21 protein-coding genes are annotated in these 18,988 nt (G+C 73.5%); 11 read left to right on the forward strand and 10 right to left on the reverse strand.

Annotated elements, in window-relative coordinates:
- Positions 1-103: 103 nt before the first annotated feature.
- From ACZ67T_RS04900 to ACZ67T_RS04920, 5 genes are all read left to right on the forward strand, one after another.
- Positions 104-1,567: a hypothetical protein gene (locus ACZ67T_RS04900; protein ID WP_469981581.1), complete on the forward strand. Its 1,464-nt coding sequence runs from the start codon at positions 104-106 to the stop codon at positions 1,565-1,567.
- Between the two features lie 114 nt (positions 1,568-1,681).
- The gene (locus ACZ67T_RS04905; RefSeq protein WP_469981582.1) at positions 1,682-2,650 is read left to right on the forward strand and encodes a sortase; all 969 of its coding nucleotides are present in this window, start codon (positions 1,682-1,684) and stop codon (positions 2,648-2,650) included.
- A 40-nt stretch (positions 2,651-2,690) separates the two neighbouring features.
- A complete protein-coding gene (locus ACZ67T_RS04910; protein ID WP_469981583.1) occupies positions 2,691-3,551 on the forward strand; it encodes a phosphate ABC transporter ATP-binding protein in 861 nt (286 codons plus the stop codon).
- A 23-nt stretch (positions 3,552-3,574) separates the two neighbouring features.
- Positions 3,575-4,267 carry a sortase family protein gene (locus ACZ67T_RS04915; protein WP_469981584.1) on the forward strand — a complete coding sequence of 231 codons (693 nt, stop codon included), beginning with the start codon at positions 3,575-3,577 and terminating at the stop codon, positions 4,265-4,267.
- A gap of 45 nt (positions 4,268-4,312) precedes the next feature.
- Entirely contained in the window at positions 4,313-5,650 is a 1,338-nt protein-coding gene (locus ACZ67T_RS04920; protein ID WP_469981585.1) for a lytic transglycosylase domain-containing protein, read from the forward strand.
- Between the two features lie 333 nt (positions 5,651-5,983).
- Here ACZ67T_RS04920 and ACZ67T_RS04925 read toward each other — a convergent pair whose 3' ends face one another.
- The 3 genes from ACZ67T_RS04925 to ACZ67T_RS04935 form a co-directional block, all read right to left on the reverse strand.
- Positions 5,984-6,259 carry a DUF1876 domain-containing protein gene (locus ACZ67T_RS04925; RefSeq protein ID WP_469981586.1) on the reverse strand — a complete coding sequence of 92 codons (276 nt, stop codon included), beginning with the start codon at positions 6,257-6,259 and terminating at the stop codon, positions 5,984-5,986.
- 86 nt (positions 6,260-6,345) lie between these two features.
- Positions 6,346-6,936 (reverse strand): GrpB family protein, encoded by a 591-nt coding sequence (locus ACZ67T_RS04930; RefSeq protein WP_469981587.1) that lies wholly within the window; start codon positions 6,934-6,936, stop codon positions 6,346-6,348.
- On the reverse strand, positions 6,936-7,493 hold the full coding sequence (locus ACZ67T_RS04935; protein WP_469981588.1) for an MOSC domain-containing protein: 558 nt from the start codon (positions 7,491-7,493) through the stop codon (positions 6,936-6,938). The genes ACZ67T_RS04930 and ACZ67T_RS04935 overlap by 1 nt, the downstream gene beginning before the upstream one ends.
- A gap of 119 nt (positions 7,494-7,612) precedes the next feature.
- Here ACZ67T_RS04935 and ACZ67T_RS04940 point away from each other — a divergent pair, with 119 nt between their 5' ends.
- The gene (locus ACZ67T_RS04940) at positions 7,613-8,035 is read left to right on the forward strand and encodes an NUDIX hydrolase (protein ID WP_469981589.1); all 423 of its coding nucleotides are present in this window, start codon (positions 7,613-7,615) and stop codon (positions 8,033-8,035) included.
- A gap of 59 nt (positions 8,036-8,094) precedes the next feature.
- On the opposite strand, the gene ACZ67T_RS04945 is transcribed toward ACZ67T_RS04940, so the two are convergent.
- Entirely contained in the window at positions 8,095-8,460 is a 366-nt protein-coding gene (locus ACZ67T_RS04945; protein WP_469981590.1) for a MazG-like family protein, read from the reverse strand.
- 23 nt (positions 8,461-8,483) lie between these two features.
- On the reverse strand, positions 8,484-9,056 hold the full coding sequence (locus ACZ67T_RS04950) for a DoxX family protein (RefSeq protein ID WP_469981591.1): 573 nt from the start codon (positions 9,054-9,056) through the stop codon (positions 8,484-8,486).
- Between the two features lie 187 nt (positions 9,057-9,243).
- On the opposite strand from ACZ67T_RS04950, the gene ACZ67T_RS04955 reads away from it, so the two are divergent.
- Positions 9,244-9,567: a nuclear transport factor 2 family protein gene (locus ACZ67T_RS04955; protein ID WP_469981592.1), complete on the forward strand. Its 324-nt coding sequence runs from the start codon at positions 9,244-9,246 to the stop codon at positions 9,565-9,567.
- 34 nt (positions 9,568-9,601) lie between these two features.
- Here ACZ67T_RS04955 and ACZ67T_RS04960 read toward each other — a convergent pair whose 3' ends face one another.
- The 3 genes from ACZ67T_RS04960 to ACZ67T_RS04970 form a co-directional block, all read right to left on the reverse strand.
- Positions 9,602-10,498: a PhzF family phenazine biosynthesis protein gene (locus ACZ67T_RS04960; protein WP_469981593.1), complete on the reverse strand. Its 897-nt coding sequence runs from the start codon at positions 10,496-10,498 to the stop codon at positions 9,602-9,604.
- Positions 10,499-10,617: 119 nt separating this feature from the next.
- Entirely contained in the window at positions 10,618-11,079 is a 462-nt protein-coding gene (locus ACZ67T_RS04965) for a lamin tail domain-containing protein (protein ID WP_266564871.1), read from the reverse strand.
- 105 nt (positions 11,080-11,184) lie between these two features.
- A complete protein-coding gene (locus tag ACZ67T_RS04970; RefSeq protein WP_469981594.1) occupies positions 11,185-11,976 on the reverse strand; it encodes an SDR family oxidoreductase in 792 nt (263 codons plus the stop codon).
- A gap of 134 nt (positions 11,977-12,110) precedes the next feature.
- Between ACZ67T_RS04970 and ACZ67T_RS04975 the strand changes: the two genes are divergently transcribed.
- Positions 12,111-13,760: an alkaline phosphatase D family protein gene (locus ACZ67T_RS04975; protein ID WP_469981595.1), complete on the forward strand. Its 1,650-nt coding sequence runs from the start codon at positions 12,111-12,113 to the stop codon at positions 13,758-13,760.
- 254 nt (positions 13,761-14,014) lie between these two features.
- Here the strand turns inward: ACZ67T_RS04975 and ACZ67T_RS04980 are convergent, their stop codons facing one another.
- A complete protein-coding gene (locus ACZ67T_RS04980) occupies positions 14,015-15,013 on the reverse strand; it encodes a Gfo/Idh/MocA family protein (protein WP_469981596.1) in 999 nt (332 codons plus the stop codon).
- A 124-nt stretch (positions 15,014-15,137) separates the two neighbouring features.
- On the opposite strand from ACZ67T_RS04980, the gene ACZ67T_RS04985 reads away from it, so the two are divergent.
- Genes ACZ67T_RS04985 through ACZ67T_RS04995 form a run of 3 tightly spaced genes read left to right on the forward strand, consistent with a single transcriptional unit; the run spans position 15,138 to position 18,623 of the window.
- The gene (locus tag ACZ67T_RS04985) at positions 15,138-16,451 is read left to right on the forward strand and encodes a multidrug effflux MFS transporter (protein WP_469981597.1); all 1,314 of its coding nucleotides are present in this window, start codon (positions 15,138-15,140) and stop codon (positions 16,449-16,451) included.
- Positions 16,385-17,575: a serine hydrolase domain-containing protein gene (locus ACZ67T_RS04990; protein WP_469981598.1), complete on the forward strand. Its 1,191-nt coding sequence runs from the start codon at positions 16,385-16,387 to the stop codon at positions 17,573-17,575. Before ACZ67T_RS04985 ends, ACZ67T_RS04990 begins: the two co-directional genes overlap by 67 nt.
- A gap of 31 nt (positions 17,576-17,606) precedes the next feature.
- On the forward strand, positions 17,607-18,623 hold the full coding sequence (locus tag ACZ67T_RS04995) for a small ribosomal subunit Rsm22 family protein (protein ID WP_469981599.1): 1,017 nt from the start codon (positions 17,607-17,609) through the stop codon (positions 18,621-18,623).
- 146 nt (positions 18,624-18,769) lie between these two features.
- Here ACZ67T_RS04995 and ACZ67T_RS05000 read toward each other — a convergent pair whose 3' ends face one another.
- Positions 18,770-18,952 (reverse strand): DUF6243 family protein, encoded by a 183-nt coding sequence (locus ACZ67T_RS05000; protein ID WP_469981600.1) that lies wholly within the window; start codon positions 18,950-18,952, stop codon positions 18,770-18,772.
- Positions 18,953-18,988: the final 36 nt, after the last annotated feature.

Below are 18,988 nucleotides of genomic sequence, written 5' to 3' on the forward strand. Positions count from 1 at the left end.
CACCGAGCCGGGCGTCCCTCGGGCGCCCGGCCCCACGGTGTTTCTGCCGACGGTCCGCTCAGCGGACCCATCCATCACCCATCTCCTCCGGGGGGGACGAACGATGAACCGCCTGGCACCACTGAGATCACCCTCCGCACTCCTACTGAGCTGTGCCCTCCTGTTGTCCGCGCTCGCCGGCGTACTCGCCCTCTCCGGCCCGGCGCACGCCATCACTCCGGTCGGGAAATTCACGCTGACGCCCGACAACGGGAGCCTGACGGCCGCCCCCATCGCCGCGTCCGCGCAGACCGACTCCGGCTGCCCGGCCGAGGCGGGCCTGCAGGTGGACCCCATCATCTTCATGGTCAACCCCGACAATCCGGCGTTTCTGAGCGCCAAGAACCTCGGGCGGGCGGCAGCGAAGCCTGCGGCGCCCCAAGCGCCCTTCTCCGTGGACCTCGTGAAGGGGCCACTGGGCAGTACGCCGTCCCTGGAGACGGTCCTGCGCTCGTTCAAGCCGGAGGGCCCCCTCGACGGGAAGTACACCCTGGCCCTGCTCTGCCGGGGCGGCAGTGACGCGCCGGCCCACACGGCGACGATCCAGGTCACCGGCAGCACCTGGGCTCAGACCACCAGCCAGACGACACAGATCGCGCCGACCACACCTCCGACAGCCGTCAAGGGCACCACGTACAAGGTCACCGCGAACCTCCAGCCCCCCACTGCCGCCGGCTCCGTGGCCGTGGAGACCGGGGCCGCCGCGGACGGTCCCTGGACCCCCGCGGGCACGGCCACCGTGGCGAACGGCAAGGCGGACTTCGACATCACGGCCCCCGCCGCCGCGGGCCAGCAGCACATCCACTTCGTCTTCACCCCGGCGGATCCCGACGCGTTCAGCGGATCGGAGGTGTCCCGCATCGTCACGATCAACGACAGGGCCGACACCTCCAGCCCGCCCCCCACCTCGGACGACCCCACCGACGACCCCACCGAAGACCCCGACCTCGACGTGACCGACGCCGACGGCACGGCCCTCGACGCCAACCCGAACCTCGAGGCCGAGCAGGTCGTGAAGATCACGGCCCGCGGCTACTCCAAGGACGCCAAGGTCAAGGTCACTCTCGCCGACAGCGAGGCGAAGTTCACCGACGCCACCGCGGACGCGGACGGCACCGTCAAGGCCTACTCGTTCACCGTGCCGAAGGACATCGCCGACGGCGACCACGTCCTGACCCTCGCCGAGGACAAGGCGGACGGGCACAAGGTCGAGTTCCAGTTCAACACCGGTGACGTGCCGACGGACGAGCCCAGCGACACCGGCGGCCCGACCGACACCGCCTCCCCGACCGACGGCACCGACACGGGCGGGAGCACCGGCGGTGACACCGGCGGCTCCGGCACCTCGGGCGGCTCCGGCGGGTCCGGTGGCGGCGGTTCCATGGCCGCGACCGGCACGCAGGTGGGCGCCATCGGCCTGGGCGCGCTCGCCCTGGTCACCGGTGGTGCCGCGCTTGTCGTCCACGTACGCCGCAAGGGCCTGCTGGCCTTCGGCTCCGGCAGCGGCGGGCACACCCCGCAGCACTGACCGATCGCACGCCCCCCGGGCCGGGTCCGGAGGCGCCCGCCTCCGGACCCGGCCGGGCCCGTGCCCGTCCCGCGAGCCGCCCGCGTCCGACGACCGATCCGAGAGGCGCCAGCCATGTCCGTCCTCGCCCCGCCCGCGACCCCGCCGTCCCCTTCCGGCCCCGTCGAGCCGCCCGTCGAAACCCCACCCGGGCCGCCCGGCAAACCCCCTGCGCCCCCGCGCGGCCGGCCGCCGGCCCGCCCCGGACTCGCCCTCGCCGGAGCCGCGTTCTGCGTGCTCGCCGCCGTGCTGTTCGGGTTCGCCGCCAATCTCACGATCGTCGGGCACCTCAAGCACGCCCGCGACCAGCAGGTCGCGTACGCCGAGCTGCGCGACCAACTCGCCCAGGGCACCGCCCCCGTGGGGCAGCGCGGCTACGAGGGCAAGCTCCTCGGGCAGGGGGATCCGGTCGGGCTCCTGAGCATCCCCGTACTGGGGGTGAAGGAGGTCGTGGCCGAGGGCACGGCGTCGAGCACGCTCATGTCCGGACCCGGACACCGCCGCGACACCCCGCTGCCCGGGCAGGCGGGCACGAGCGTCATCATGGGCCGCCAGTGGGGGTACGGCTCCCCGTTCAACGCCCTGCACAACATCCCGGTCGGCACCGTCATCGAGATCACCACCGGGCAGGGCAAGGCCGGTTACCGGGTCACCGGGATCCGGCGCGCGGGCGACGAGCTGCCCGCCGTGCTCGGCCAGGGACAGGGCCGGCTCACGCTGATCACCGCGACCGGCGCCCCGTACACGCCCTCCGGGGTGCTGCGTGTCGACGCCACGCTGACCACGGACGTGCAGCCCAACCCGCCCCGCGAGATCACCTCCCAGTGGATCAGCCCGGCGGAGGAGGCACTCGGCACCGACGCGGACGCGTGGCTCGCGGTGTTCCTGTGGACGCAGGCCCTGCTGATCGCCGCGCTCGCCGCCGTGTGGCTGCACCGCGTCTGGGGCCGCTGGCAGACCTGGATCTGCGCGCTGCCGGTGCTCGGCGTCCTCGGTCTCGCCGACGCGGGCGCGCTCACCGCGCTGCTGCCCAACCTGCTGTGAACGCGCCCCGACACCCCCTTCACGTACCGGAGTTGAACCCATGACCGCCGAGACCAGCACCGAGCAGATGTCGGAGGCTGCCGACACCGTCGTCCAGCCGCGCATCATCCCCGGCCCCGCGTCCGGTCCCGCCACCCTCGAGGCCGAGGCCGTCTCCGCCTGGTTCGCCGACCACAAAGTCCTCGACCGGGTGTCGCTGACCATGCCCGCGCAAGGAGTCACCGCGCTCATCGGCCCCTCCGGCTGCGGCAAGTCGACCTTCCTGCGCATCCTCAACCGCATGCACGAGCTGATCGGTTCGGCCTCCCTCGCCGGGCGGGTGCTGCTCGACGGCGACGACATCTACGACCGGGGCCGCCGCATCACCCAGGCCCGCCGGAACATCGGCATGGTCTTCCAGAAGCCCAACCCCTTTCCCGCCATGTCCCTCTACGACAACGTCCTCGCCGGCCTCAAGCTCAACGCCATCAAGGCGAGCAAGGGCGCCCGCGACGACCTCGTGGAGGAGTGCCTGACGAAGGCCGGACTGTGGAAGGAGGTCAGGGACCGGCTGCGGCAGCCCGGCGGTGCGCTCTCCGGCGGTCAGCAGCAACGCCTGTGCATAGCAAGGTCGTTGGCCGTGCGTCCCCGGGTCCTGCTCATGGACGAGCCCTGCTCCGCGCTCGACCCGACCTCCACCCGCCGCATCGAGGAGACCATCCACGAGCTGAAGGAGGAGGTGACCATCGTCATCGTCACCCACAACATGCAGCAGGCCGCCCGCGTCTCCGACACCTGCGCCTTCTTCCTCGCCTCCCACGGCACGCCCGGCGTCATCGTCGAGCACGGCGACACCCACGCCATGTTCAACGCGCCCCAGGACGAACGGACTTCGGACTACGTGAACGGGCGGTTCGGGTGACTCGGCAAGGGTGGCCGGTCGCGGTGGCGGGGGTTCTCGTGGCGCTCGCCGCTGTTGCCGGCTGCGATCCGGGCAGGCCGCGCGCCACGCCCACCACGACGCGCACGGCGCAGGCTCCGGACGCGGTGCACGGCCGGCAGGCGCCGACCGTCACAGTCACGCCGCCGCGCGCCTTCGCGCCGCCCACCTCCGCCAAGCCCAAGTCGCCTTCCCGGACGCCGGGTCCGGCCACCGCCGACGCCCGCGTCCCCGGCCCCGACCTCTCCCGCCCGTCCCCGCAGGCGACAACGAAGCAGCCGTACCCCACCGCTTCCACCGCCAGGACCGGCTTCCCGGCACCGGCCCCCGGCCTCTCCGTCCTCACCATCGACGGCTGGGACGCGTACGTACGCCGCGGAGGTCAGGAAGAGGTCGACGCCTGCAGGGACGCCGTGCAGTGGGCGGGTCCCGACATCGGCCGGGAGGACGGCTACAACATGCACACCGTCGTCATCGTCGGCCACGACTACTGCCGCGGCTTCGACCGGTTCGCGCTGCTGAAGCCCGGCTCGCGCGTCACCCTGCGCACGACCCGCGGCTCATGGACGTACGAGGTGTACGCGAACCACGTGACACCCGGCCGCGGCGCCCCCGCCGCAGGCCTCTACTGGGGCGATCTGACGCTGCAGTCCTGCATCGGCCCCGACACCGGATTCAGCTACCTGAAGCGGGTGTGACCCACCGCCCGCCCCCTTGACGCCGATCCCTTACGGAGAACTGCCATGCCCCGCGTGCCCCAGCTCCCCAGACCTGTACGCCGCGTCGCCGTCCGGCTGCGCAGCCGGCGCGGGCTCGGCGCCACCGCCGTGGCCGCCGTCGCCACAGCCCTGCTCACGGCCTCGCAGGCGCCGGGGCTCACCCCGCACTCCCCGCCGCACGACACCCCGTCCGTACCCGGCGGCTTCGTGGACGACGACGCCCCGCTGCCGGACGTCCCGACCCAGGGCGACGACTCGTACCACGTCGAACTGCCGCCCCTGAAGGGCCTGTCCGTCGCCGACAAGCTGTGGGGCGACGGCGCCACCGACCCCACCCGGCAACGGATCTCCGCCGAGTCAGGGCTGCCCGCCAGTGTGTTCGCGGCGTACACCGGAGCCGAGACGGCCGTCGCCCGCACCGACCCGGGCTGCCACCTGAAGTGGGAACTGCTCGCCGGCATCGGCAAGGTCGAGTCGGGCAACGCCCGCGGCGGCGACGTCGACGCGAACGGCGACACCGTCACCCGCATCACCGGGCCCGCCCTCGACGGCAACGGCTTCGCGCTCATCCGCGACACCGAGGGCGGGGTGTGGGACGGCGACGCCGTCTACGACCGGGCCGTCGGGCCCATGCAGTTCCTGCCGGGCACGTGGAAGCGCTGGGGCGCCGACGGCAACGGCGACGGCGTCTCCGACCCCAACAACATCTACGACGCCGCACTCGGCGCCGGCCACTATCTGTGCGCGGGCAGCCGGGACCTGGGCACGGGCGCAGGCCTGGACCGGGCGATCCTCAGCTACAACTACTCGCGCGACTACCTCAACCTGGTGCTCGGCTGGATGGAGTTCTACCTGCGCGGCGTGCACGCCGTGCCCGACGGCAAGGGCGTCGTGCCGCGCAGCCCCGGCGCCGGCGGCTCCCGCCAGGCCACCGAGCCGGTCCCCGAGGGCGGCGTCGGACGGCCCGGATCCGGCGGCGGCGCACCCGGCGGGCCCGGCACCCCGGGCCACCCCGCACCGGCCGTCACCCCGCCTCCGGCCCCGGCCCCGTCGTCCTCCGGCCCCACGCGCCCCTCGCCCACGGCGCAGCCGACGCCGACCACCAGCGACGTCCCGCACCCTGGGGACACCGGCGCGGCCTCGCCGGACCCGACGCCCGGCGACAGCGACGACCCGACCGCCTCGCCCACCCCGGACTCCTCGCCGCCGGACACCGGCACCTGCCCCGACCCGACCGCGACCCCGTCGCCGACCGAGACCCCGTCGCCGGCCGAGACCCCCGAGCCGACCCCGACGGACACCGGCTGTCCCTCCCCGAGCCCGTCGGGCGACACCTCGCCGGACCCTGCCGTCACCGGCTGACCCGGAACGTGAAGAGACCGGCCGGCGCACACCCCGTCGGGTGGGCGCCGGCCGGCCGTGTGGCGCCCGCGCAAGGGGGGCAGGCGGGCCGCCGGGTGCCCTGGTGGAGTTCCGCTGGGGGGCAGCGGTCCTCGGACACCAGTTTCATAATGCGGCGTGGCGCGACGAGAGAGAAGACCGGTGCGCGTATGCCGCCCCAACTCCTGGTGAATCAGGGGCAAGTGCGGGACGGTGAGAACCCGGCAAGAGGCAGGATGCGTCCAGCCGGATCCGCCCGGCGTACAGCGCTCCTCGGCTGCCCGCCGGGTCACCGGTCCGCGCGCAACCGCTCACTCACCGCAACATGTGCGACGTACGCCCCGACGCCTCGTCGATCTCGCCGTGCGCCTTGGTCAGCATCTTCATCGCCAGCTCGTTGAGCGCCCTCGCTCCCGCGACCTCCTCGCCGACCCGCGGCTGGTTCGTGTCGGAGGGGTGGCGGCTCGCGTAGCCATGGGCCCGTACCTCGCTCCCGTCGGGGAGCCGGACGAGCGCGGCGGCACGCGTGCGATGTGTGTCTTCCTCGAATTCCAGCTCGACATGCCATCCGACAGTGGTCTGTGCCGACATCGGGATCACCTCCGGGACTGCTATTACCAGGGTGCGCCTGTCGGCCCCGCCCCGCACCACGTCCCGCCTGGGGCCGTCCGGGCCGCTCAGTCCTCCGGTTCCGGCGTCCACCCCGTTCCGGCCGCCCACGTCTCGGCGACCGCCACCACCAGGTCGACCACCGGGTCCTTCACATCGGCGTAGGTGCCGGTGTCGGAGACCCGGGAGGCGAGGGCGTACTTGAAGTGGGTGTAGGCCGGGACCGCCTCCGGGTGACTGCGGAACCAGTCGCGGAAGAGCAGGGCCAGGCGTTCGTTGGGGGAGCCGGCGAGCCGCACGTGCAGGTTGACCGGCTCGGCGTCCGTGCCGCGGCGGGACCAGAAGCGCTTGGCCCAGTGGGACGGTACGTCGTCCAGGCCCGCCGGGACATGGTCCCGGCGGTAGTGGCGGAGCCGGAAGCCGAGGTCGGTGAGGGGGCCCGCGAACGCGGCCTCCGCCTCGTCCAGGTCGGCGACGCTCACCTGGAGGTCGTAGACCGGCTTCGCCGCCATCCCCGGGATCGACGTGCCGCCGATGTGTTCCGCCCGCAGGGCCACCGGCCCGAGCGCGGCGCCGAGCTCGGCGCACAGCGCGCGGCCCCGCTCCGGCCAGAGCGCGTCGTACGGGACGACGAGGGGGGTCTGCGACTCGGGCAGCATCAGACGGCTTCCAGCGCGACGTGCGGCTCGGCCGGCAGGACCACGCGGATCGCGTCGCCGGGGCGCACCACGCCGCCGGTCCGCACCACGCTCATGATCCCGCCCTTGCGGACGATCGCCCCGTCCTCGTCGCGCCCGACGACCCGCTTGAGCAGCCCGTCCTGGAAGTGATCGATCTGCAGGCACGGGTTGCGCAGGCCCGTGACCTCGACGACCGCGCCGCCCTCGCCCAGCTGCAGGAGCGTGCCGGCGGGCAGCGCGAGCAGGTCGATGCCGGTCGTCGTGACGTTCTCCCCGAGGTCGCCCGGAGCGACGTCGTGGCCCTGCTCGGCGACCTCGGAGAACAGCTCCTCGTGGATGAGGTGGACCTGCCGCAGGTTCGGCTGCGTCGGGTCCTTCGCGACGCGGGAACGGTGCTTGACCGTGACGCCCGCGTGCACGTCGCCCTCGACGCCGAGCCCGGCGAGCAGCGTGATGCTCTCCCGGTTCGGCTTCGTGAAGGAGTACGTCTCGTTGCTGCTGACCGCGATGACCGTGCCGCCGTCGAACCTGCCCATGCCAGGGCCCCCGTTTCCGCGCCGGTGATCGGTGCCTCCGGCCGCCTGCTCCGCGATCCCGGCCGTCCGGACCGGGATCCGTACCGAGCCTAACCCCGCTCCTGCGGCACCATCGCGGCATGGCACGGCAAGAGACCGAGCAGTCCGTGATCACCGTCGTGGCCGCGGCCTTCGTCGAGAACGGGCGGCTGCTCGTGGTCGGCAAGAAGGCCGCTCCCGAGGTGTTTTGCCTGCCGGGTGGGAAACCGGAGCCGGGGGAGAGCCCCGAGCGGACGCTGCTGAGGGAGCTGGACGAGGAGCTCGGCGTCGTCCCGTACGGCCTCGAACCGCTCGCCGAGGTCGAGGACGTCGCCGCGCTCGAAGGGGTGCCGCTGCGGATGACGGTGTACGCCGCCACACTCGACCGCCGCCCGGAGCCCGCCGCCGAACTCGCCGGGATGCGCTGGACGGACGGCGAGGACTCCCCGGGCGTCCGCCTCGCCCCGGCGGTACGCCGTCAAGTGGTGCCATTGGTCAGGGAGTCGGGGCTGCTCGGCCGCTGAGCGCGGGGGCTTCGGCCGCGGCCCACGGCCCGGCGATCTGCTGCCGTTCAGCCGGACGCTCACGAGGTGAGCGACCTCTGCGCCACCCGGCGCAGATGCGCCGCGAGCACCTCCGGGGCGTCCGGGGTCAGCGTGCGCAGGGCGACCAGGGCCGTCACCACCACGTCGCAGAGTTCCGACTCGACGTCCTGCCAGGAGTGGCTCTCGCCCTTGCGCGGGTTCTGCCCCGTCGCACCGATGACCGCCTGGGCGACCTCACCGACCTCCTCCGACAGCTTCAGCACCCTCAGGAGCAGGGCCTCGTCCGCGGTGCGTCGATTGTGCGAGTCGAGCCAGGCGTGCAGCCCGTCGACGGTCTCCCACACGCTGTCGTACGTGGGCGGGGCGGGGTCGTGCCGGGCGCTGGGAGGCGTGGTGTCAGGCATGCCCGCAGCCTGCCACGGACGGGCTACTCGTCGGTGCTGTCCAGGGAAACCTCCTCCGGACCCGGCTGCGGACCCGGCCCGCGCACCCGCTTGCTGCGCGACGCCACGACCGCGAGCGCCGCGGCGGCGCTGCCCACGAGAGCGGCCGGGACCATCCAGTGCCGGTCCAGGGCGTGGCCGAGCGCCTGGTCGAGGGAGTAGCGGCCCGCGCCGGTCACCGCGAGTCCGGCCGCGACGAAGCCGAGGAAGGCCGGGTACTCGTAGCCGCCGCCCTGGGCGAAGAAGCCGTTGGGCGCGTGCACCGCGACGGCGCCGGCCATCGTGCCCGCGGCGGCGGCCCCGGCGACGGGCGTGGCGAGGCCGAGGGCGAGCAGGACGCCGCCGCCCGCCTCGCCGGCACCGGCGGCCAGGGCGCTCGCCTTCGGCGGGGCGAAGCCCATGGCCTCCATCCCGGCGGTCGTGGCGCGCAGGCCACCGCCGCCGAACCAGCCGAGCAGTTTCTGCGCTCCGTGCGCGGCGAGCACACCGCCCGTGCCCACGCGCAGCACGAGCAGTCCCAGGTCTGTGCGGTCCAGGCAAGGCTTGTGACAGGTCATGGTCCTACGGTCCGGCAGGCCGGGCCCCGGCACCCGGTGCGCGGGCCCGTTCGGGTGGCGTGTCCCGGGCCGCGGTGTGAGTCTGGGCCGGGGGCCCGGGCCCCGAGCGGCCGGGGTCCCGGACCGGCGACGAACGACCGGAAGGTCCGGCACCGTAGCGCCGGAAGGAGAGGCAGGAGACGGCGTCATGGCCATCCAGACAACGAAGCTCAGCGACCCGGCCGTCCGGGCCTTCGTCACCGCGGTGAACTCCCACGACCGGGAGGCATTCCGCGCCGCCCTCGCGCCCGGCGCGACGATGTCGGACGACGGGTCCGACCGGGACATCGACGAGTGGACCGGCCGCGAGATCTTCGAATCCAACGGGCACATGGAGATCGAGAAGGAGTCCGCGGGCGGCCTGGCCCTCACGGCCCTCTACCGCAACGACGCCTGGGGCGAGATGCGGACGAAGTGGCAGTTCGTCGTGGCGGGCGGCAAGGTGACCCGCTTCGAGACCGGCCAGGCGTAGCTCCCCGGTCAGCGCTCCCGGCCGGCCCTCGCGGTCAGCCGGGAATCCGCACCGCCGCGCCGCTCACCCGGACCCGCGGGTCGCCCTCGTGCAGTGTCACCGTCAGCTCGCCCGGGCGGCCCATGTCCTCCCCCTGGTGAAGGGTGAGGACCGCCTCGGAGGGGACGAGTCCGAGTGTGCGCGCGTACGCGCCGAACGCGGCCGCGGCGGCGCCCGTCGCCGGGTCCTCCACGACACCGCCGACCGGGAACGGGTCGCGGGCGTGGAAGACGAACTCCGAGGCGCGCCACACCAGTTGGACCGTGGTGAGGTCGAGGCGGTGCATCAGGGCCTCGAGGCGCGCGAAGTCGTAGGAGAGGTCCGCGAGCCGCGCGCGCGTGGCGGCCGCGAGGACGAGGTGGCGGGCGCCCGCGTAGGCGATGCGCGGCGGGAACGCCGGGTCGAGGTCGGTGGCCGGCCAGTCGAGCGCGGCGAGCGCCTCGGCCAGGTCGTCCGGCGCCACCTCGGTGATGTGCGGCGCGACGCTGGTGAGCGTCGCGCGCAGGGTGCCGTCGGCGTCCCGGGTGACGGTCACCGGCACCTCGCCGGCCTGCGTCGCGAAGACGTAGTCGCCGGGCCCGTGGATCTCGCCGAGCGCCACGGCCGTCGCCACCGTGGCGTGTCCGCAGAACGGGACCTCGGCCTTGGGGCTGAAGTAGCGCGCGGTGTACGAGCGCTGCGCGCTGCCGGGCGGCGGGGTGCTGTCGGACGCGGAGGCGCCGCCGGGCGCCGGTGTCAGGAACGCCGACTCGCTGTATCCGAGCCGCGCCGCGACGGCGAGCATCTCCTCGTCGTCGAGCGCATGCGCGTCGAGCACGACACCGGCGGGGTTGCCGCCCGCGGGGTCCGTGGTGAAGGCGGTGTAGCGCAGCACATCGGAGTCGGTGTTCATGGCAGGGGAGCGTAGCGCGGGCAGCCGCAGCGCGGCCCGGGTTCTCCTGCGGTCCCGTCGGCAGGTCCCCCCGCCCCCGGGCCGCGGCACGGCTGCCCGTCTTCCCCCTCGGAAGTGGCTCAGTGGCAGCTGATCCCGCCGGGCCCGTCGCCCCACGAGCAGGAGTCGAGCTGGGTGCCGCTCGGCTTGATGAGGCGGGCCTTGTCGCCGGTGTTGTTCCAGACGTACGAGCCCCGGCCCCAGTAGCGCACGCCGGAGGCGTTGGTGCCCTTGCCGGTGCGGACCTTGACGGTCTTGCCGGCGCCGATGTTGTAGCTGCCGAACGTGTACGTGTAGCCGGTGTTGTCCTTGAGCTTGTAGCCCTTGAGCTGGATCGCGGAACGGGTGTTGTTGTGGATGTTCACCCACTCCGCGTTCAGCGAGGAGTTCGACCGGTTGTCGCTGCCGGGGCTGTCGTACTGGATGTAGCCCAGGTGCAGACCGCCCTGGTGGGCGGCCGCGGAGGCCGGGGACGCGGCGAGCAGGGAGACCGACAGGACGCCGGCCGCCAGGGCGGCCGAGGCCGTGGAACGTATGCGCAAGGTGTGCTCCGAATGTGAAGTTCTCATGGAGAGATCCCGAGCATACGGGCCGCGCTGCCCTGAATTAGTGCGGTAGGTCCCATTCCGCTTGTGGAGATTCGTTTCTCAACCGCGCCCGACGTACGGCATGTTGGTCGCCAGGACCGTCGCGAACTGCACGTTCGCCTCCAGGGGCAGCTCGGCCATGTGCCGCACCGTGCGCGCCACGTCCGCGACATCCATCACCGGCTCCGGCGCCAGCGTTCCGTTCGCCTGGAGGGTCCCGGTCTGCATGCGCTCCGTCATGTCGGTCGCCGCGTTGCCGATGTCGATCTGGCCGCAGGCGATCCGGTACGGACGCCCGTCCAGGGACAGTGACTTCGTCAGCCCGGTCAGCGCGTGCTTCGTCGTCGTGTACGCGGTCGAGCGCGGCCGCGGCGTGTGCGCCGAGATGGAGCCGTTGTTGATGATCCGGCCGCCCTGCGGGTCCTGCTCCTTCATCTGCCGGAACGCCGCCTGGGCGCACAGGAACGCGCCGTTGAGGTTCGTGTCGACGACATGGCGCCAGGCGTCGTACTCCAGGTCCTCGACCGGGACCGCCGGCCCGAACGTGCCCGCGTTGTTGAAGAGCAGGTCGAGGCGGCCGAACCGGTCGCGTACGGCGGCGAAGAGCGCGGCCACGTCGTCGGGGCTGGAGACGTCGGTCCGTACGGGGAGCGACCTGGCCGCGGCCTCGGGCGCGAGGGCCGCCGTCGCGTCGAGCGTCTCGGTGCGGCGGCCCGCGAGGGCCACCCGCCAGCCCGCGCGCAGCAGTTCGACGGCTACGGCCCGGCCGATGCCGGAGCCCGCGCCGGTCACCACGGCGGTGGGTGCGGCGGTCGGTTCGTGCGGTTCCGGGGCGTTGTTCTGAGCGTTCATGGCCCCGGAGCGTACGGCAGGAGGGGTCATGCGGAGATCACTCATCCGCCATGTGGCGGCCGTGCGCATGACAGGCCACGGTCGTCCCCCGGCACTCCAATTTCCTCTGACAACAACCGTCAGGGGAGGGCCACATGACAGCCGAAGGACGCCAGCCGAGCCAGCACTCGCCCGAAATGCGCGCCGTGGCGGGCCACCTGGGCCGCCGCCGCTTCCTCACCGTCACGGGCGCCGCCGCCGCGCTCGCCTTCGCCACGAACCTGCCGGCCGCGGGCACCGCGAGCGCCGCCGAGTTCGACGCGCGGAAGATCACCGCCGACCCGTTCACGCTCGGCGTGGCCTCCGGCGACCCGCTGCCCGGCTCCGTCCTGCTGTGGACGCGACTGGCCCCCTCCCCGTACGAGGCGGACAGCGGTCTGCCCGCCCAGCGCATCGCCGTCGAGTGGGAGCTCGCGCACGACGAGCGCTTCCGGCGCGTCGTGCGGCGCGGCACGGCCACCGCGCACCCGGAGTTCCACCACTCCGTCCACGTCGAGGTCGAACACCTCGCGCCGGGCAGCGTCTACTACTACCGCTTCCGCACCGGCAAGTGGGTCAGCGGCACCGGCCGGACACGCACCGCGCCCTCCGCCCACGCCCGTACCTCGGCCCTCACGCTCGCCGCGGTCTCCTGCCAGGCCTACCACGACGGCTACTTCACGGCCTACAAGCACCTCGCCGCCGACGCCTCCGTGGACGTCGTCTTCCACCTCGGCGACTACCTCTACGAGTACGCCGTGAACTCCGCCGGCGGCGTCCGCGGCTACACGGGCGGCGACGTACTGCCCGCCCACTTCAACCGCGAGACCGTGACGCTGGAGGACTACCGGCTGCGGTACGCGCTCTACAAGTCCGACCCGGACCTGCGGGCCGCGCACGCCGCGCACCCCTTCGTCGTCACGTGGGACGACCACGAGACCGAGAACAACTACGCGGACGACATCGACGAGCAGGACGGCCCGCCCGCCGAGTTCCTGCTCCGCCGCGCCTCCGCGTACCGCGCCTACTGGGAGAACCAGCCCCTGCGCCGCCCGCAGCTCCCGCAGGGCCCCGACGCCCAGATGTACCGGCGCCTGATCTGGGGGAAGCTCGCCCAGTTCGACATCCTCGACACCCGCCAGTACCGCTCCAACCAGGCGTACGGCGACGGGTCCCACGTCCCCGGTCCCGAGTCGGACGACCCGGCGCGCACCATCACCGGCGCCACACAGGAGCGGTGGCTCATCGACGGCTGGCGCCGCTCGAACGCCCTGTGGAACGTCGTCCCGCAGCAGGTCACCTTCTCGCAGCGCAAGCTCGACCTGAACGCGGCCGCGAAGGTGTCCATGGACGCGTGGGACGGTTACCGCGCCTCGCGTCAACGCGTCCTCGCCGGGGCCAGGGCGGCCCGCGTCGAGAACCTGATGGTGCTCACCGGTGACGTGCACGTCGGCTACGCCTTCGACATCAAGGACGACTTCGACGACCCGTCGTCGAAGACCCTCGGCACGGAGATCGTCGCCACGTCCGTCAGCAGCGGCAAGGACGGCGCGGACAAGCCGGCGAACTGGGGCACGTACACCCAGGCCAACCCGCACCTGAAGTTCTACAACGGACGCCGCGGCTACGTGACGGTCGCCCTCGGCGAGCACGAGGCCCGAGCCGACTTCAAGACGGTTCCTGCGGTGACGACGCCGGGGGCCCCCGTCTCCACGGCGGCGTCGTTCGTCACGGCGGTGGGCAACCAGGGCCTGCGCCCGGCGTAACGGGGCCGGCTGCCCCGCGCCCCCTGATCGCTTTCCGGGGGCGCGGGAGTCGCTTCTCCGGCGCGGACAGCTGCCGTTCAAGCGCGCCCGGGGACCGCCTTCTCGGGGCGCCCGGGGACTGCTTTCCCGGGGCGCCCGGGGTCCGCCTTCCAGGGGGCGCAGGTATCTGTCTTCAGGGGCGCGGGGAACTGCGCGACCAGCCCCCACCGGACCGTCACCCGGCAGCGAAACCGCTACGCACCGGCCGGACGCCGCTACCCCTCCGACGGATACCGCACCCCGATCCGCTCCCGGACGGAGTCCAGCGTGCGCATCACCGCCAGGGAACCGGCGAGCGGCACGAGCGGCGACTCCGTGTCCCCGGCCCGCAGCCGGTGCATCACCTCACCCGCCTCGTGCCGGAGGCTGTCGCGAGGCCCGTCCCCCGCCTGAGCCGTGAACTCCTGCGGCTCCCGCCCGTCCCGGTGCAGCACGAACCGGTCCGGGTAGAAGAAGCCGTGCGGAATGTCGATACGGCCCTGGGAGCCGGTGATCGACGCGGTGACCGGGGTGCCCGCGTCGATCGAGCAGTCGAGCAGCGCGTGAGCACCGCTCTCCCACGAGAGCAGCATCCCCGTACGGAGATCGACGCCCTCGTCCGAGAGCACCGCTCTCGCAGTGACCTCCGACGGCTCACCGAGGATCAGGTGAGCGAAAGACACCGGGTACACGCCGAGATCGAGCAGCGCGCCCCCGCCCTGCGCCGGATCGCGCAGCCGGTGCGCGGGAGGGAAGGGTCCGGCCAGCCCGAAGTCGGCCCGCACCGTGCGGACTTCACCGACCGCGCCGTCGTCGACCAGCGCCTTCAGCCTCCTGATCAGCGGATGGCAGTACATCCACATGGCCTCCATCAGGAAGAGGCCGCGGCTGCGGGCGAGCGTCACCAGCTCCTCCGCCTCGCGCGAGTTCAGCGTGAACGCCTTCTCGCACAGGACCGCCCGTCCCGCCTCCAGGCACAGCCCGGCGGCCGCGCGGTGCGCCGAGTGCGGGGTCGCGACGTACACGACATCCACGTCCTCGTCCTCGGCGAGCGAGGACCAGTCCCCGTACGCCCGCGGGATCCCGAACCGCTCGGCGAACGCCTTCGCCGAGGCGTCGGAGCGGGACGCCACGGCGACGACCTCCGCGTCCGGCATGTCGAGAAGGTTCGCCGTGAAGGACGCGGCGATGCCCCCGGTCGCCAGGACGCCCCACCGCACACGCTCACGTTCCACCACTGAAGGCCCCCTGCCAGGTTCCGGCCACTGCCCCTGCCGGCACGTCACGAAATGTGGTCTCAACCAATGCACCTGAGCTGAGAGCATAGGTAATCGAATGAACGACCGGGAGGGGAACCGCATGCCGGACCACGGCCGCCAGCACACGTCCGCGCGCGAAGCGCAGCGCATACCCGAGGCGCCACCCGTCGCCGGCCCCACGCTCGCCGCCCGCCGCCGCACCGGCTTCCTGGTCACCCTCGTACTCGGCGGACTCACCGCCGTACCGCCGCTGTCCATGGACATGTACCTCCCGGCACTTCCGGAGGTCACCGGCGCCCTGCACACCTCGGCCGCCACCGCCCAGCTCACCCTCACCGCCTGCCTCACCGGCATGGCGCTCGGGCAGCTCGCGGTCGGCCCGATGAGCGACAAGTGGGGCCGCAGGCGCCCCCTCCTCATCGGCCTCCTTCTCTACATCGCCGCCACCGCGGTCTGCGCCCTCGCCCCCACGGCCCCGCTCCTCATCGGCTTCCGCCTGGTGCAGGGCCTCGCCGGGGCCGCCGGCATCGTGATCGCCCGGGCGGTCGTGCGCGACCTGTACGACGGCGTCGAGATGGCGCGCTTCTTCTCCACCCTCATGCTGATCTCCGGCGTCGCCCCGATCGTCGCGCCCCTCATCGGCGGCCAGGTCCTGCGGATCACGGACTGGCGCGGCATCTTCGTCGTCCTCACCGCCGTCGGCATCGCGCTGACCGCCCTCGTCTGGAAGGGCCTGCCCGAGACGCTCGCCCCCGAACGGCGGCACAGCGGCGGCACGGCCGAGGCACTGCGCACCATGCGCGGCCTCCTCGCCGACCGCGTCTTCACCGGCTACATGATCGCGGGCGGCTTCGTCTTCGCCGCCCTCTTCGCCTACATCAGCGCATCCCCGTTCGTGGTCCAGGAGATCTACGGCGCCTCGCCCCAGACCTTCAGCCTCCTGTTCGGCATCAACTCCGTCGGCCTGATCGCCGTGGGCCAGATCAACGGCAAGCTCCTCGTCGGCCGCGTCAGCCTCGACAAGGCGCTCGCCGTCGGCCTCGGCGTCATCACGCTCGCCTCCGCCGCGCTCCTGCTCATGGCGAGCGGCGTCTTCGGCGACGTGGGACTCGTACCGATCGCGGCGGGACTGTTCGTCCTCATGTCCGCGATGGGCCTCGGCATGCCCAACACCAACGCCCTCGCCCTGATGCGCACCCCGCACGCCGCGGGCTCCGCCTCCGCGCTCCTCGGCACCACCTCCTTCCTGGTCGGCGCCGTCGCCTCACCGCTCGTGGGCATCGCGGGAGAGGGCACCGCCGTCCCGATGGCCGTCGTCCAGCTGGCCTGCGCCCTGGCGGCCGTCGCATGCTTCTTGGGACTGTGCCGCCCCTGGCAGCGCGGGACCGGGCCGACGCGGGAGGCGGAGCACTGAGTACGCCAAGACTGCGCCCCGGCACCCCCGAACGCGCCGGGCTCGACCCCGACGGGCTGCGCCGCCTCGTCCAGGACGTGCGCGAACTGCCCCGAGGGGCGCGCCCCTGGTGCGCGGGCGCCGTCGTCCTCGCGGGCCGCGGCCCGGTAGTCGCCGCGCACGAGGCGGCGGGCTGGGCGACGCGGTACCTCGCCTACGACGAGACGGCCGACCGGGGCGTCGAGCTCCCGCCCGCGTCGCGCGTCCCCATGCGCCCCGACACCGTCTTCGACCTCGCCTCCCTCACCAAGCTCTTCACCACCGTCGCCGCGGTGCAGCAGCTGGAGCGCGGCACCCTCGGCATCGACGCCCGGGTGGGTGCCTACGTCCCCGAGTTCACCGCCGCCGCCGAGCACGACGTCACGATCCGCCAGCTCCTCACCCACACCTCGGGCCTGCGCCCCGAACTCCCGCTCTACGACTGCCCGGACGACGCGGCGCGCCTGACGGCCCTGCGCGCCGAGGCCCCGTCGTCCCCGCCCGGCGCCTACCTCTACTCCGACCTCAACATGCTGCTGCTCCAGCAGGTCCTGGAGCGCATCGCGCGGCGCCCCCTCGACGTCCTCGTGCGCGACGGCATCACCCGGCCCCTCGGCATGACGGCGACGGGCTTCGGCCCGCACCCCGGCGCCGCCGCCACCGAGGACCAGCGCCGGCCCTGGGCCAAGGCCGACCGGGGCCTGCTGCGCGGCATCGTCCACGACGAGAACGCCTGGGCGCTGGGCGGCGTCGCCGGTCACGCGGGCCTCTTCTCCACGGCGTACGACCTCGCGGTCCTGTGCCGCACCCTGCTCAACGGCGGCTCGTACGGCACCGCCCGCATCCTCGGCCCCGACCACGTCGAGCTGATGCTGACGGCGCCCGGCCTCGGCTTCCAGCTCGACCAGCCCTGGTTCATGGGCGAGCTCGCGGGCCGCGGCGCGGCCGGACACTGCGGCTTCACCGGCACCTCGCTCGTCCTCGACCGCGCCACGGACACGTTCCTGATCCTCCTCGCGAACACGGTCCACCCGCGCCGCAGGCCCCCGCAGAACGGGCCGCGCGCCTCGGCGGCGACGCGTCTCGCGCGGGCCGTGGGCGCGTAGGCGGCCCCCGCCGCGACCGTAGAATCAGGGGGTGAACGCCCCCCTGACCCCTTACTCGCCCGCCTCCCCGGCCGACACCCTGCGCGCGGCCCTCGCCGGGCTGCTCGACGGGCTGCCGCCCACGCAGGCGGCGCGCGCCGTCGAACGGCTGATCGCGAGCTACCGGGGGAGCACCCCGACGGACGCGCCGATCCTGCGGGACCGCGCCGACGTCGCCGCCTACGCCGCGTACCGGATGCCGGCCACCTTCGAGGCGGTCCGCTCGGCGCTCGGCGCGCTCGCCGACGCGGCGCCCGAGGGCTGGGCGCCCGGCAGTCAGGTCGACGTGGGCGGCGGGACGGGCGCCGCGGTCTGGGCCGCCGCCGACACCTGGGCCGGCGAGCGTCCGGTCACCGTCCTCGACTGGGCCGAGCCCGCGCTCGCCCTCGGACGTGAACTGGCCGGTTCCTGCGACCGGTTGACGTCCGCGCGGTGGCAGCGCTCCCGCATCGGAGCGGCGCTCACCATCGAGAGCACCGATCTGGTGACGGTCTCGTACGTCCTCAAGGAGCTGACCGCCGACGACCGCCGCGCCGTGGTCGACGCAGCGGCCGCCGCCGCGAGCCCCGACGGGGCCGTGGTCGTCGTCGAGCCCGGCACCCCCGACGGCTACGAGCGGATCATCGAGGCACGCCGGCGCCTGATCGACGCCGGATTCCACGTCGCCGCGCCCTGCCCCCACAGCGCGGCCTGCCCCATCGTGCCCGGCACCGACTGGTGCCACTTCTCGGCCCGGGTCAGCCGGTCGTCGCTGCACCGCCAGGTCAAGGGCGGATCGCTCGCGTACGAGGACGAGAAGTTCAGCTACGTGGCCGCGACCCGTTTCGCCCCCGAGCGCCCCGCGGCCCGGATCACCCGCCGCCCCCAGATCCGCAAGGGCCAGGTACTCCTGGACCTGTGCGAGGCGGAGGGCGCGCTGGGCCGCGAAACGGTGACGAAGCGGCACGGGCCCCTGTACCGGGCGGCCCGCGACGCCGACTGGGGCGACGCCTGGCCTCCGGCCCCGTAGGGGTGCCGCTCCCGCACCCGGCAGACAGGATCGGGCCCCGGGCTCCCGGCCGCGAAGCTCCGACGTGCGGCACCTGACCGCTGCCGCCCCCGCCCCCGCTGCCGCCCCCCCGTCACACCCCGCCCCGTCACGCCCCCCCCGCGCCGTCACGACCCCTCGCGGGTGACGCGTTCCTCCCTCAGCCTGCGCAGCAACTCCCGCTTCTGTGCTTGCGGGTCGAGCCCGCCGCCGACCCGGCCGTCGCGGCCGCCGCCGCGCAGGGTCTTGCGGGAGAGGTTGCTGCGGGTGCCGCCGACACCCAGCATGTTCCCGGATCCGCCTCGGCTCATCGTGGTCTCCCTTCGATCTTCGAACGGCGCTGTCCC

The sequence above is a fragment of the Streptomyces sp. NPDC107517 genome (assembly GCF_055582645.1).